The sequence below is a fragment of the Streptomyces sp. bgisy159 genome, assembly GCF_057707805.1.
Genome location: NZ_JBYIQX010000026.1, coordinates 20,224 through 33,788 on the forward strand (window position 1 = coordinate 20,224; position 13,565 = coordinate 33,788).

The 13,565-nt window shown below is 72.6% G+C and carries 13 protein-coding genes; 6 read left to right on the forward strand and 7 right to left on the reverse strand.

The annotated features are described in order from the left end of the window. Positions 1-101: 101 nt before the first annotated feature. From AC3ET3_RS23415 to AC3ET3_RS23430, 4 genes are all read right to left on the reverse strand, one after another. Complete coding sequence (locus AC3ET3_RS23415; protein ID WP_432137920.1) at positions 102-683, reverse strand: ATP-binding protein; 582 nt, start codon at positions 681-683, stop codon at positions 102-104. Positions 684-905: 222 nt separating this feature from the next. Beyond that, a complete protein-coding gene (locus AC3ET3_RS23420; protein WP_432137901.1) occupies positions 906-1,673 on the reverse strand; it encodes an enoyl-CoA hydratase/isomerase family protein in 768 nt (255 codons plus the stop codon). A gap of 77 nt (positions 1,674-1,750) precedes the next feature. Next, on the reverse strand, positions 1,751-2,995 hold the full coding sequence (locus tag AC3ET3_RS23425) for a L,D-transpeptidase (protein ID WP_432137900.1): 1,245 nt from the start codon (positions 2,993-2,995) through the stop codon (positions 1,751-1,753). Positions 2,996-3,145: 150 nt separating this feature from the next. Continuing rightward, the gene (locus AC3ET3_RS23430; RefSeq protein ID WP_432137899.1) at positions 3,146-4,375 is read right to left on the reverse strand and encodes a L,D-transpeptidase; all 1,230 of its coding nucleotides are present in this window, start codon (positions 4,373-4,375) and stop codon (positions 3,146-3,148) included. 151 nt (positions 4,376-4,526) lie between these two features. Here AC3ET3_RS23430 and glgX point away from each other — a divergent pair, with 151 nt between their 5' ends. The 3 genes from glgX (at position 4,527) to AC3ET3_RS23445 (ending at position 8,918) form a co-directional block, all read left to right on the forward strand. Beyond that, the gene (gene glgX / locus AC3ET3_RS23435; protein ID WP_432157257.1) at positions 4,527-6,824 is read left to right on the forward strand and encodes a glycogen debranching protein GlgX; all 2,298 of its coding nucleotides are present in this window, start codon (positions 4,527-4,529) and stop codon (positions 6,822-6,824) included. 106 nt (positions 6,825-6,930) lie between these two features. Next, a complete protein-coding gene (locus AC3ET3_RS23440; protein WP_435612824.1) occupies positions 6,931-7,737 on the forward strand; it encodes a polysaccharide deacetylase family protein in 807 nt (268 codons plus the stop codon). Next, entirely contained in the window at positions 7,737-8,918 is a 1,182-nt protein-coding gene (locus tag AC3ET3_RS23445) for a YncE family protein (RefSeq protein ID WP_432137896.1), read from the forward strand. Before AC3ET3_RS23440 ends, AC3ET3_RS23445 begins: the two co-directional genes overlap by 1 nt. Before the next feature lie 20 nt (positions 8,919-8,938). Here the strand turns inward: AC3ET3_RS23445 and AC3ET3_RS23450 are convergent, their stop codons facing one another. Continuing rightward, positions 8,939-9,574, reverse strand: coding sequence for a GNAT family N-acetyltransferase (locus tag AC3ET3_RS23450; RefSeq protein WP_432157255.1), 636 nt, complete (start codon positions 9,572-9,574; stop codon positions 8,939-8,941). A 107-nt stretch (positions 9,575-9,681) separates the two neighbouring features. Here AC3ET3_RS23450 and AC3ET3_RS23455 point away from each other — a divergent pair, with 107 nt between their 5' ends. Together AC3ET3_RS23455 and AC3ET3_RS23460 are read left to right on the forward strand one after the other, a co-directional pair. Further along, a complete protein-coding gene (locus AC3ET3_RS23455; protein ID WP_432137894.1) occupies positions 9,682-9,894 on the forward strand; it encodes an EF-hand domain-containing protein in 213 nt (70 codons plus the stop codon). A gap of 176 nt (positions 9,895-10,070) precedes the next feature. Beyond that, positions 10,071-10,733 carry an NADPH-dependent F420 reductase gene (locus tag AC3ET3_RS23460; protein ID WP_435612836.1) on the forward strand — a complete coding sequence of 221 codons (663 nt, stop codon included), beginning with the start codon at positions 10,071-10,073 and terminating at the stop codon, positions 10,731-10,733. Between the two features lie 98 nt (positions 10,734-10,831). On the opposite strand, the gene AC3ET3_RS23465 is transcribed toward AC3ET3_RS23460, so the two are convergent. Together AC3ET3_RS23465 and AC3ET3_RS23470 are read right to left on the reverse strand one after the other, a co-directional pair. Then, positions 10,832-11,740, reverse strand: a complete 909-nt coding sequence (locus AC3ET3_RS23465; RefSeq protein ID WP_432137893.1) for a PaaX family transcriptional regulator C-terminal domain-containing protein — start codon at positions 11,738-11,740, stop codon at positions 10,832-10,834. After that, entirely contained in the window at positions 11,737-12,390 is a 654-nt protein-coding gene (locus AC3ET3_RS23470) for a GNAT family N-acetyltransferase (protein ID WP_432137892.1), read from the reverse strand. Before AC3ET3_RS23470 ends, AC3ET3_RS23465 begins: the two co-directional genes overlap by 4 nt. Positions 12,391-12,518: 128 nt before the next feature. Here AC3ET3_RS23470 and AC3ET3_RS23475 point away from each other — a divergent pair, with 128 nt between their 5' ends. Then, a complete protein-coding gene (locus tag AC3ET3_RS23475; protein ID WP_435612825.1) occupies positions 12,519-13,562 on the forward strand; it encodes an alpha/beta hydrolase family protein in 1,044 nt (347 codons plus the stop codon). Positions 13,563-13,565 lie beyond the last annotated feature (3 nt).

A 13,565-nucleotide genomic window follows, 5' to 3' on the forward strand; every position in this document is an offset into this window, starting at 1 on the left:
CCGAGCCTACGGACAGCGCACCGGCCCGGCCCACCGAGTTTCGCCCGGTTCACCCTCCTCCGCTGGACCTACGTCCCGCGTCCGGGGCACCGCTCGGCCCGTCAGCGGTCGCCGACCCGCATCTCGAACCAGGTCGTCTTGCCGCGCGGCAGCAGATCCACGCCCCACCGGTCGGAGAGCTTGTCGACGAGGAAGAGGCCGCGCCCGCTGACGTCCAGCTCCTGCACGGGTAACAGACAGGGCAGTCCCCGCGAGGGGTCGCGGACCTCGACGCGGATGCGGCCCCGGGGGCGGCGCATCCGCAGCCCGAACACCCGGGCGCCGGTGTGCCGTACGGCGTTGCCGACGAGTTCGGAGACGAGCAGGACCGCGTCCTCGGTCAGCTTGGGCGACAGCCCCCAGTGGCGCAGCACCACCACCTGGGTGAGGCGGCGGGCGGTGGCCGCCGATTCCGGGCGGGAGGGGAGCGGAACCTCCGCCTCCGTCGGATCGCCGAACAACTCGATCGCCTTGAGCGCCCGTTCGTCCTCGATCGCGGGCGACCAGCGCGCCGCGTCCACACGCCCGGGCCCCCGCGGCTGTCCGATACCCTCCAGCCCCGCCATGCCCCCATCATGGCCGTCCCAGGACCGCTCCGTGGCCGTTCTGCCGTAATGCGCCCCCCGGAAGCGACCATTCCGGATCGTGTCGGCGGCATGTGCCGCAGGTATGTCGCGGGTGCGGCCGACACCTCTGACCTGCGGCGGCGACGCTTCACCGGCCCAAGGGCGGAGCCCCCCGACACAACAGGCTTAAGGTCGCCTTAAGGCTCCCATAAACCGCCCCATCGGGGGACCCGGGCCAGACGCCCCGTCAATTGCAAGGGCTCCGGCGGAGACGACGGCGGGAACGCGGCGAGACGCGTCTCACAGGAACTTCGCCTTGCCCGGCCCCTCCTCCACGAAGCTGCGCATCCCCCGCTCCCGGTCCTCGGTGGCGAACAGGCCGGCGAACCAGTTCCGCTCCACCGCGAGGCCCGTCTCGATGTCCGTCTCCAGACCCGTGTCGACCGCCTCCTTCGCCGCGCGCAGCGCGAGCGCCGGACCCTGCGCCAGCTTCGCCGCCCACGCGTGCGCCTGGGCGTACACCTCCTCGGCCGGTACGACGCGGTCCACCAGACCCAGCGCGAGCGCCTCGTCCGCCGTCACCATCCGACCCGTGAAGATCAGGTCCTTCGCCCGGGAGGGCCCGACCAGCCGGGACAGCCGCTGGGTGCCGCCGGCACCCGGGATCAGGCCGAGCAGGATCTCCGGCTGGCCCAGCTTGGCGTTCTGCCCGGCGATCCGGTAGTCCGCGCACAGCGCCAGCTCGCAGCCGCCGCCGAGCGCGTACCCGGTCACCGCCGCGACCACCGGCTTGGGAATCCGGGCCACCGCGGTGAAGGAGTCCTGCAGCGCGCGGGCGCGCAGGACCATCGCCGTGTGGTCCATCGCCTGCATCTCCTTGATGTCCGCGCCGGCCGCGAACACCCTCTCCCCGCCGTAGAGGATCACCGCGCGCACGTCCTCGCGGCGCGTGGCCTCCTCGGCGAGCTCCTTCAGCCGGTCCTGCGTGGCGACGTCCAGCGCGTTCATGGGCGGGCGGTCGAGGCGGATCGTGCCGACGCCCTCGGCGACTTCGAGATTCACGGTCATGCCAGCAGGTTAACGGCCACTAACGACAACGGGCCCGGTGCCGTGGGTCACAGCACCGGGCCCGGGGGAGCGGACGGCTACTTCGTCCACTCCTCCCACGGCATGTTCCAGCCGTTGAGCCCGTTGGACGCGGCGACCGTCGGGTCGGTGGAGTTCTTCACGACCACCACGTCACCGACCATCGAGTGGTTGAAGAACCACGCGGCCGGCACCCCGCTGTCGTAGCCGCCGCGCACGTCGCGCAGGCCGACGCAGCCGTGGCTGGCGTTGTAGTTGCCGAAGGCGTCGCCGCCCCAGTAGTTGCCGTGCACGAAGGTGCCGGAGTCGGTCAGCCGCATGGCGTGCGGGACGTCCTTGATGTCGTACTCGCCGTCGTAGCCGACCGTGTCGCCGTTCATCCGGGTCACCGCGAACTTCTCGCTGATGACCATCTGCCCGTTCCAGGTGGCGTACCCGGCCTTGCCGGTGGTCACCGGGAGCGTCTTGACGACCTTGCCCTCCTGCGTGACCTGCATGGTGAGCTTCTTGGCGTCCACGATCGAGACCTGGTCGCGGCCGATGGTGAAGGACACCGTCTTGGACTGCTTGCCGTACACCCCGTCGCGGCCCTCGACCCCGTCCAGGTTGAGCCTGACCGTGACCTTGGTGCCGGCCTTCCAGTACTGCTCGGGACGGAAGTCGAGCCGGTCGTTGCCGAACCAGTGGCCCTGGACGTCCACGGCCGGCTCGGTCTTGATCTCGATGGCCTTCTCCACGGCGTCCGGGTGGGTGATCCCCCGGGTGAAGCGCACCGAGAACGGCATGCCGACACCGACCGTGGAGCCGTCCTCCGGGGTGAAGGTGCCGATGAACGTGTTGGCCGGCGTCAGCGTGGTGAACGCGGAGTCCTCGGCGGCGGTCCGCCCCGCCGAGTCCTTCGCGACCGCGTGCACCTGGTACTTGGTGGCGGCGGCCAGGTGCGTGGCGGGCGTCCAGCCGCTGCCGTCGGCAGTGATCGTGCCGTCGACCCGGGTGCCCTCGTCGTCCTTGACGACGACCTCGGTGAGCCTGCCCTTGGCGGCGGTGACCTTCAGCGTGCCGCTGGTGTCGACCGACGTGGCACCGTTCTCCGGCGCGATGGTGACCACGGCCTCCGACTGTCCGCCTGCCGGCTGCGCCGACGCCTGCCCCTTGCCGTCCTGCGCCTCGGCTTCCGCCTGTGAGCCGCCGCCCCCGCCGCAGGCGGTCACCGCGAGCAGCAGACCGCCGACGAGCAGTGCCGTCCGGCCCCGGGCCGTGCGGCGCGCGCCAACCGACGCCCCCGATATCGGTCGCACCTTCACTTGTTCTCTCCCCTCGCCGGGCCCTGACCGGAACCCGCACCCCCGCGCGTCTCCCACGCGCACTGGCGCATATTAACCACAAGGTCAGGGGCCCGAAGAGGCCGCGAATGTCACCGTTCCGTCCCAACATCGACCTTGGTAACGAAGGGGTCACTTCGCCGCGCCGCCGGCCACCCAGGCGCGCCACGACATGTTCCAGCCGCCGAGCCCGTTGTCCGGAGCCACCCGCTTGTCCTCGCTGTGCACGACCTCGACGACGTCCCCGACGAGGCTGCGGTCGAAGAACCAGCCCGCCGGGGTGTCCGACCCGCCGCCCTTGACGTCCCGCAGGCCCACGCACCCGTGGCTGACGTTGGTCCGGCCGAAGGTGTCGTCGGCCGCCCAGTAGTTGCCGTGCAGGAAGGTCCCCGAGTCGGTCAGCCGCATGGCGTGCGGCACGTCCGGGATGTCGTACTCGCCGCCGAAGCCGACCGTACGGCTGTTCATACGGGTGACCTCCAGCATCTCGGTCACCACCATCTTCCCGTTGTACGTCGTCGTCTTCGGGGCCCCGGCCGTGACCGGCACCGTGGCCAGCAGATGGCCGTCGCGCCGCACCTCCATGGTGTGCCGGGCCGCGTCCACCAGGGCCACCTGGTGGCGGCCGACGGTGAACGAGTACGTCCGGTGCTGCAGCCCGTACACCCCCGGCGCCCCCTCCACGTCCCGCAGCCGCAGGTCGACGGTGACCCGGGTGCCGGGCTTCCAGTAGGAGCGGGGGCGGAAGTCGAGGCGGTCCCTGCCGAACCAGTGCGGCCGGATCTCCACGGCCGGCTTCGCTGTCACCCGCACCGCCCGCTCGACGGCCACCTGGTTCTCGATCTCCCGGTTGAACTCCAGGGAGACGATCATCCCGGTGCCGACCGTGGCCCGGTGCTCGGGGGTGACGTAGGCGACGAAGCGTTCCTCGGGGACGAAGGTGGTGAAGGTGGTGTGCCGGGCCGAGCGGTGGCCCTCGCCGTCGACGGCGACCGCGTCCACCGAGTAGCGGGCGGCCGGCGCCAGCCGGTCGTCGGCGGGCCGCCAGGTCCGCCCGTCGGCGGAGACGGCGCCGGGCACCTCGGTCTCCTGGGCGTCCTGGGAGCGCGTCACCCGCACCGACTCCAGCCGCCCGTCCGGCACCCGCACCCGCAGCCGCTGCCCGGCGCGCACGCCCCGGGCGCCGTCGTCCGGGGTGACCCGGATGAGCTCCTCGGCCGCCCGGTGCTTGCCGAGCATCCCGTCCAGTCCGCCGGGCGCGTCACCGGAACACCCGGCCGCCCCGCACATCAGTCCTGCCCATGTCAATACGGCGGCCAGTGCGGCCCCCGCGCGCCGCGCGCGCCCGTGTACGTACTTCACGCGGTGACCAACGACGGGTGTGCTCCGGGGAAACGTGAGTGCGACCCGCGCGATGGGCAGAACAGGGGGAGGGTGCCGCGACCGGGACCGGCGGCAGGGACGCCGCCGCCCCGTGCCCGCGTCACCACGAGCCGACCAAAGGGGCTGACAGGTGTCCAGCGCAGCCGAGCAGGAGGCGGTGGCGGGGCGACCCGCCACGCCGGCCGACCATGCCACGGCCGACCGCGCCACGTCGGCCGGCCCGCCCGCGCCCACCGGACCGGACGCGGCCGCGCCGAACGGCGCCCCGCGCCGGCTGCCCGCCGTCCCCGTGCGGCCCGGCGCGCCCACGCCGCTCGGCGCCCGCTACCGGGTCGGCCCGGACGGCGTCGCCGGCACCAACTTCGCGCTGTGGGCGGGCGGCGCGGAGGCGGTCGAGCTGTGCCTCTTCGACGAGCAGGGCAGCGAGACCCGGGCCCCCCTCACCGAACTCACCCACGAGATCTGGCACGGCTTCGTGCCCGGCGTACTCCCCGGCCAGCGCTACGGCTACCGGGTGCACGGCCGGTGGGACCCCTGGACCGGCGGCCGCTGGAACCCGGCGAAGCTGCTCCTCGACCCGTACGCCCGAGCGGTGGACGGAGAGTTCACCCTGCCGCCCGAGGTCTACGGCCATGTCCGCGACTGGCCCCAGCAGCACATCGCGGACACCGTGCGCGACGACCGGGACTCCGCGCCGCACGTCCCCAAGGGCGTCGTGGTCCACGACGACGACGACTGGTCCGACGACCGCCGCCCCAAGACGCCCTGGGCCGACTCGGTGATCTACGAGCTGCACGTGCGCGGCTTCACCAAGCTGCACCCCGACATCCCCGAGCACCTGCGCGGCACCTACGCCGGTCTCGCCCACCCCGCGGCGATCGAGCACCTGACGAAGCTCGGCGTCACGGCCGTCGAGCTGCTCCCCGTCCACCAGTTCGCCCACGAGGACCACCTGCTCGGCCGGGGCCTGCGCAACTACTGGGGCTACAACTCCATCGGCTACTTCGCCCCGCACGCCGGCTACGCCGCCTCCGGTACCACCGGACAGCAGGTCGGCGAGTTCAAGCGGATGGTGCGCGCCCTGCACGCGGCCGGCATCGAGGTCATCCTCGACGTGGTCTACAACCACACCGCGGAGGCCGGCGAGTACGGCCCCACGCTCTCGCTGAAGGGCATCGACAACCGCGGCTACTACCGGCTGCAGTCGGACGCGCGCCGGTACGCCGACTACACCGGCTGCGGCAACACGCTGCACGTCGTCCGGCCCCAGGTGCTGCGGCTCATCACCGACTCGCTGCGCTACTGGGTGACCGAGATGGGCGTCGACGGCTTCCGCTTCGACCTCGCGGCGGCCCTGGCCCGCTCCATGCACGACGTCGACATGCTCTCGCCGTTCCTCGCGGTGATCGCCCAGGACCCGGTGCTGCGCCGGGTGAAGCTGATCGCCGAGCCCTGGGACGTCGGTTCCGGCGGCTACCAGGTCGGGGCGTTCCCGCCGCTGTGGACCGAATGGAACGACCGCTACCGCAACGCCGTGCGCGACTTCTGGCGCCACGCGCTGCCCGACGTGCGCGAGATGGGCTACCGGCTGTCCGGCTCCAGCGACCTGTACGCCTGGGGCGGCCGCCGGCCCTACGCCTCCGTCAACTTCGTCACCGCGCACGACGGCTTCACCCTGCGCGACCTGGTGTCGTACGAGCGCAAGCACAACGAGGCCAACGGCGAGGGCAACCGGGACGGCACCGACGACAACCGGTCCTGGAACTGCGGCGCCGAGGGCGAGACCGACGACGGCCGGACCGGCGCCCTGCGCCGCCGGCAGGTCCGCAACCTGCTGACCACGCTGCTGCTGTCGACCGGCGTGCCGATGCTGGTCGCCGGCGACGAGATGGGCCGCACCCAGCGCGGCAACAACAACGCCTACTGCCAGGACAACGAGATCAGCTGGATCGACTGGGGTCTGCTGGCGGAGCCCGGCTGGCGGGCCCTGTTCGACCTGACCTCACGGCTGATCGCACTGCGCCACCGGCACCCGGTGCTGCGCCGCCGGGCGTTCTTCTCCGGCCGGGCGCACTCGGCGGACGGCCTGCGCGACCTCGCCTGGTTCACCGCGCGCGGCACCGAGATGACCGAGGGCGACTGGTACGCCCCCGCCGCCACCCTCGGCATGTACCTCTCCGGCCGCGACATCCCCGGCCGGGACGAGCGGGGCGCCCCGATCCGCGACGACAGCTTCCTCGCGGTGCTGCACGCCGGGGAGCGGCCGGTGAGCTTCGTGCTGCCCGGGCCGCCGTGGGCCCTGACGTACGAGGTGCTGGTCGACACGTCGGGGGAGGAGCAGGGGGCGGACGCGGGGGTGACCCACCGGGGCGGTACCGAGATCACCGTCCCGGCCCGGACGGTGCTGCTGCTGCGGGTGGCCGACTGAGGGAGTACGGGGCCGGCGGTCGGGGGCGTGGGCTGAGGCGCCGCGTCGGCGGCGCCCCTGCCCCCGGGTGGGTGAATGGCCCGTTTTGCACCGCTTTGCGCCTTAAATGGTGCGGGTGACTCCCACCGACCGCCGCACCGCCCTGCGGACCGGCGCCGGGCTGGTCGCCGCCGGCTCTCTCGCCGGCGGGTGCTCCCGAGCCGGGAGCGCCGGCGACCGCCGGGCCGCGCCCTCCGAGGCGTCCGCGGCCACCTCCCGGGCGCCCGCCCCGGCCCGCGCCCCGGCGGCCCTCGCCCCGCGCCGCTTCCCCGGGCAGCCCGGCCAGATCGACCACGGCCCGCGCGACCGTCCCCGGGTCGCCCTCACCTTCCACGGCGGCGGCGATCCGGGAACCGCCCGGGCCGTCCTCGCCGAGGCCGAACGGCACGGGGCCCGGCTCACCGTCCTCGCCGTCGGTACCTGGCTGGACGCCCACCCCGCTCTCGCCCGCCGCGTCCTGGACGGCGGTCACGACCTCGGCAACCACACCCACCGCCACCTCGACATCAACGCCATGAGCGAGGCCGAGGCCCGCGCGGAGATCGCCGGCTGCGCCGAGCGGCTGAGCCGCCTCACCGGATCCATCGGCACCTGGTTCCGGCCCTCGCGCGCCGTCCGCGCCTCCCCGCTCGTCACCCGCCTCGCCCAAGCCGCGGGCTATCCGCACGTCCTCTCGTACGACGTCGACTCCCTCGACTTCACCGCGCCCGGCGCCCCCGCCGTCACCCGCAAGGTCCTCGCCGAGATCCGCCCCGGATCAGTGGTGAGCCTGCACTTCGGGTACGCCGACACCGTCGCCGCCCTCCCCGACCTGCTGGAAGAACTCGACCGCCGCGGACTGCGCGCGGTGACCACCACGGAGCTGCTCAGCTGATGCGTCCCACCCTCCTCACCCGGACCCTGACCGCCACGGCCGCGCTCACCGCCCTCGCCGTGCTCGCCGGCTGCGGCAGCGAGACCCGGCACCGGACCGCCGAGGCCACCAGGGCCGCCGTGCCCCCGCCCGTCGAGAAGCCGGCCGTCCAGGGGCTGCCCGGCATGCCCCCGGTCCTCGACCCGAAGGACGTGTACGCCGCCGACCGGCCGAACCGGCTCTCCCCGGTGGTGAAGGACTTCCCCTCGCGGGTCTACGTCCCCAACACCGAGTCGGACACCGTCTCGGTCATCGACCCGAAGACATACAAGATCATCGAGACCATTCCGGTCGGCCGCCAGCCCCAGCACGTCGTGCCGTCCTGGGACCTGAAGACCCTGTGGGTCAACAACAACCGCGGCCACACCCTCACCCCCATCGACCCCAGCACGGGCAAGGCGGGCGACCCGGTGAAGGTGCACGACCCCTACAACCTGTACTTCACGCCCAACGGCAAGTACGCCGTCGTGATGGCCTCCCTCGACCGTGAACTCGTCTTCCGCGACCCGCACACCATGAAGCGGGTCAAGACCGAACCGGTCACCTGCTACGGCGTCAACCACGCCGACTTCTCGCTCGACGGACGCTACTTCATCGTCTCCTGCGAGTTCAGCGGCGAACTGCTGAAGGTCGACACCGAGAAGATGACGGTGGTCGGACAGCAGAAACTGCCGTTCAAGGGGGCCATGCCGCAGGACGTGAAGGTCTCGCCCGACGGCAAGCGGTTCTACATCGCCGACATGGTGGCCGACGGCATGTGGGTCCTCGACGGCGACACCTTCGCCACCCCCGAGCTGCTGCCCACCGGCAAGGGCGCCCACGGCCTCTACGTCAGCCGCGACTCCCGCGAGATGTACGTCTCCAACCGGGGCGAGGGCACGATCTCCGTCTTCGACTTCACGCAGAACAAGCTGACCAAGAAGTGGCGGCTGCCGCACGGCGGCAGCCCCGACATGGGCGGCGTCTCGGCCGACGGCAAGGTCCTGTGGCTGTCCGGGCGCTACGACGCCGAGGTGTACGCCATCGACACCCGCACCGGCGAACAGCTCGCCCGCATCAAGGTCGGCAGCGGCCCGCACGGCCTCGCGGTCTACCCGCAGCCGGGCCGCTACTCGCTGGGCCACACCGGCATCTTCCGCTGACCCGGTCCGGCCGGTCCGGCTCAGCGCGGGCGCAGCAGCGCCTCCGAGCCCACCGGACGGTAGCCCGCCGCCTGGAACGCCCGCAGACTGCGGGCGTTCCCCGGTGCCACCTGCGCCCACAGCGGCTCGGCGACCAGGTGCCGGGCCGCGGTCACCAGTGACCGCCCCAGCCCCCGGTGCCGTGCGTCCGCGCCGACCTCCACCGACACCTCCAGGCGGCCCGCCACGCCCCGGCCGATCACCAGCACCCCGCCCGCCTCGGCCGTCCAGGCGCGCACTGCGTCCCGCCGCCGGAGGGCGTACGCGATCCGCGGGTGCCCCGGGTCCGTGACCTCCTTCAGCACCACCGGCGGCTCACCCGCCAGCGGGGTGCCGACCAGCACCGCGTCCACGCACTCGGTGACCCGGCACGTCCGCTCCAGGAACGCGGCCAGGAACCGCGGGTTCATGCTCGCGGCGAGCGGATCGCAGTCGCTCGCGGCCAGCGCCCGGCGCACCCAGCGGGGGTCCTCGTCGGTGAAGACGACCGAGTGCGCGGTGAAGGACACCACCCCCGCGTCCCGGGCCGACGGCTGCGGCACGACCGTGATTCCTCCGTCGGGCTCGGGGAAGACGCCCCGCGCCGCCGCGTCCAGAATGCCCCGCAGGGTTTCCATCGCCCCTCCTCGACCGGGTGCCGTACGGCGGGTCCGCGCGGCCCGTTAATCTGACCTGCGGCAATCATGCCTGCACATGACAGTTACGGGATATAAGGGGCGGTTCGGTGGCGGACATCGAAGAAGCGCGCAAGCAGTTCCAGCGGATCGACGCGGACGGCGACGGGGTCATCACCGCCGCCGAGTTCAAGACCGCCCTGGCCCAGGGCGGTGACTGGAACGTCACCGACGAAGTCGCCGAGGCCATCATCAAGACCCGGGACCTCAACGGGGACAAGGTCCTCTCCTTCGACGAGTTCTGGGCGTACCTGAGCAAGTGACCGGTCGCCGGGGGGGCACCCGGCCGGGACGTGGACGTCCGGCCGGGTGACCCTTCCGGTGCCTTCTGGCGGCCGGCCCCGTCGTCGGTGGCGGACGGGGAATGCGCCGGGTACCCCTGGGGTTGACGAGTACCGTCCATTATATGCGCGTGCATGAAACCCCTGGAGGGACCGGCATGAAGATCGGCATCATCGGCGCGGGCAACATCGGCGGCAACCTGACCCGGCGGCTCACCGCGCTCGGGCACGACGTCTCGGTCGCCAACTCGCGCGGCCCGCACACGCTCAAGGATCTGGCGCAGGAGACCGGGGCCACCCCCCTCGACGTGGCGGACGTCGCGCGGGGCGCCGAGGTCGTGGTCGTCGCGATCCCCCTGAAGGCCGTCCCGGACCTGCCGAAGGACCTGCTCGCCGAGGCCGCCGACGGGGTCGCGGTCATCGACACCGGCAACTACTACCCGAGCCAGCGCGACGGCCGGATCGCCGAGATCGAGGACGAGGGCCTCACCGAGAGCCGCTGGACCGAGCGCCGCATCGGCCACCCGGTCGTCAAGGCGTTCAACGGCACCTACGCCCAGGACATCCTGGACGGCCCCCGCCCCGCGGGCGCCGCCGACCGCGGGGCGCTCCCCGTCGCCGGTGACGACGAGCAGGCCAAGGCCACGGTGCGCGCCCTCATCGACGAACTCGGCTTCGACACCGTCGACGCCGGCGGCCTCGACGACTCCTGGCGCCAGCAGCCCGGCACCCCCGTCTACGGCCTGCGCGGCGGCGTCGCCGAGGTCACCGCGGCCCTCGCCGAGGCGTCCCCGGAACGCCCGGCGGACTTCCGCGCCTGAGTGGGGGGCCCGGCCCTTGCCCAGCACCCGCAGCGGTCCGGCCATGTCGCGGGCTGTGGCGTCAGTGGCTGCGCTCGCTACTCGCCTCTTCCGGGGTTCTACCCGTCGTCTGCCGGGCCCAGCGCGTCGGAGTACAGCGCGAACAGGCGCAGGTCCGGGGTGTGGCCGGCCGGCCGGGGGGCGCGGAGACGGCGCCAGCAGTCGGCGGTCAGGCGGCGGGCGCGGCTGCCGGGCCAGGGCTGGGGCAGGAGTTCGGGAGGCAGGAGGGGATCGGGGGCCATCGCCGAGGTGAAGCGGGCGGCGAGTTCCACGGTGGTGGTGAGCCGTTCCGCGTCCGAGGGTTCCGGCCCGCGGGTGAGGCGGTCGAGGCGGGCTTCGGCGAAGGCCGCGAGGTGGGTGTGCCGGGCGGCGATCTCGTCCAGGGGCCACAGGGCGGCCGCGAGCGCCCGAGGTTCGGTGGTGTCGCCGATGCGTAGGTCGGTGGTCGTCAGGCAGGTGAGCGTGTCGAGGACGCCGAGGCGGGCGGCGTGAGCCCGAACGAGTTCGGCGACGGGGTTGGCGGTGACGTACAGGCCGCTCTGGACGGCTGCCGCGCCGAGGTGGAGGAGGTGCTCGCGCAGTGCGTCGCGGGCGGCGCGACGGGGTTCGGGAACGGCGAAGGCGAACAGGTGCCACGTGCCGGGCCATGGGGCGAGCCCGGCATCCTGCCGGTAGGCGTGGCGGACATACGCGGCGTCCGGTGCCAGGGACCCGCTGACGTCGGCGACGGCGCGCAGTGTGGCCTTGCGGCCACGGCCCTCCTGGGTGAAGCGTCCTTCGCCGACGAGGCGTCTGACGCAGAGTCTGACCTGCTGGTCGGTCATGCCCATCAGACGGGCGACGGTGTAGAGCTGTTCGGCGTCGACAGTTCCGTCCTCGCGGACGAGGGCGTGCACGAGCAGCCGAGTGGGGATCTCCGTCGGGCCGGCCGGGTCGTCGGCCGGGGGCGCGGGTGTGTGCGCGTTCACCGCTCTCGTCCTTCTTCCGTCGCGTCCGCCGATGTGATCTCACGGTGCATGGTCGTGACCGCACCGAAGCCCAACAGGCGCCGCAGGTAGGGGGTCTTCTCGGTGCGGACGGCGGCGAAGCCATGCCGTTCGTACAGTGCCCTGGCGCGGGGGTTGACGTCGATGACGTCCAGGCGGACCCGGCGGCAGCCGTTGTCGGCCGCCACGGCCGCGATCTCCTTCAGCAGCAGGCTGCCGATACCCCTCCCACGGTGTGTCGCGTCCACGGCGATTCCGTCCATGACCAGTTCACCGTCGGCAGGCGTCCTCTCGAACAGGGTGAGGACCGCGAGGCGGGGCAGGCCCCGGAACAGTCCGTAGGTCGACAGAACGTCCGTCACGCCACCGCCGGTCAACGCACGGCCGCTGAGCCGGTATCCGGCCACGCCGACCACCCGCTCCCCGTCGAGCGCGACGATGCCCCGGTCGTGATGCAGGTGGTTCGCGATGAACCGGCGCCCCACCGCAGGCGGGTCGAGGGCTGGCGCCAGCTTGCGGCCGAACGCTTCCCAGTACAGCGCCGACACCCGCTCCTCCTCGCCCCTGCGCACGTTCCGGCGCACCACCGGCCCGCCGGTTTCCGCCGTCGGCCTGCCTTTCGGCGTCTCCATGCCGCTCCTCCCGCAGTCGGATCACGGTGCACGATCCGCTTGCCTGATCGGATCAAGTACGTTCATTCTAGCAACGAGCGTTAAAGAAACAACCGATTCGAAGGCGGGGTCTGTTCGTGAGATTTCGGATGCCCAGGCGGCGCGCAGCGCGCCGGATGGTGTGGACGCTGGTGGGCGCTCTGGTGGTGACCGCCGCCCTAGCGGGGGTGGTGGCGTGGCAGAACACCTACGCGCTGCGGGAGGAGAAGGTGTCGCTGTGGCACGAGGGAAAGCTCCTGCAGGGCGTGCTCGCCCTGCCCGAGAGGGGTGACGGGCCGTTCGGCCTGGTCGTCTTCGTCCACGGCGACGGACCAGTGGACGCGACGCATGAGACGTTCTACCGGCCGATGTGGGAGGCCTTCGCCCGTGCCGGGTACGCCTCGCTGTCGTTCAGCAAGCCGGGAATCGGAGGTTCGCAGGGCGACTGGCTGGCCCAGAGCATGGAGGACCGGGCGGAGGAGACACGGGCCGCCGTGGCCTGGGCACGTGGCCGCCCGGACATCGACGGGCGGCGCATCGGTCTGTGGGGAGCGAGCCAGGCCGGCTGGGTGCTGCCCAAGGTCGCCGCGCGCGACCCCCGCCTGCAGTTCGTCATCGCCGTCTCCCCGGCGGTCAACTGGCTGCGCCAGGGCCGGTACAACCTGCTCGCCGAGCTGGACCGCGACGGCGCCACTGCCGAGGAGAAGGAAGCGGCACTGCGCCGCCGGGCGACCACCCTGCGCCTGCTGGAGCGTGAGGCGTCCTACTCCGAGTACCGGAGAGCGGTCGGTGACGTGGACGCGATGACGCCCGCACGCTGGTCGTTCGTCACCAGGAACTACAGGTCGGACGCGACCGCGGACCTGCGGGCGATGGGAGGCACGCCCGTCCTGCTGGTGCTGGCCGGCCATGACGTGAACGTGGACGTCGCCGAGACCGAGGCCGTCTACCGTGAGGCACTGCCGCCCACGTCCCTGAAGATCACGCGCTACCCCGGCGCCACCCACTCCCTGGTGGACCACGACGTGGAGAGATCCCAGTGGCGTCTGACCCTGACCGCGGTGTTCGCGCCCAGGAAGCTGTACGCCGACGGGTTCCTCGACGGCCAGGCCGCCTATGTCACGGGCCTGGGCATCCGGAAGGGGACGGCATGAGCG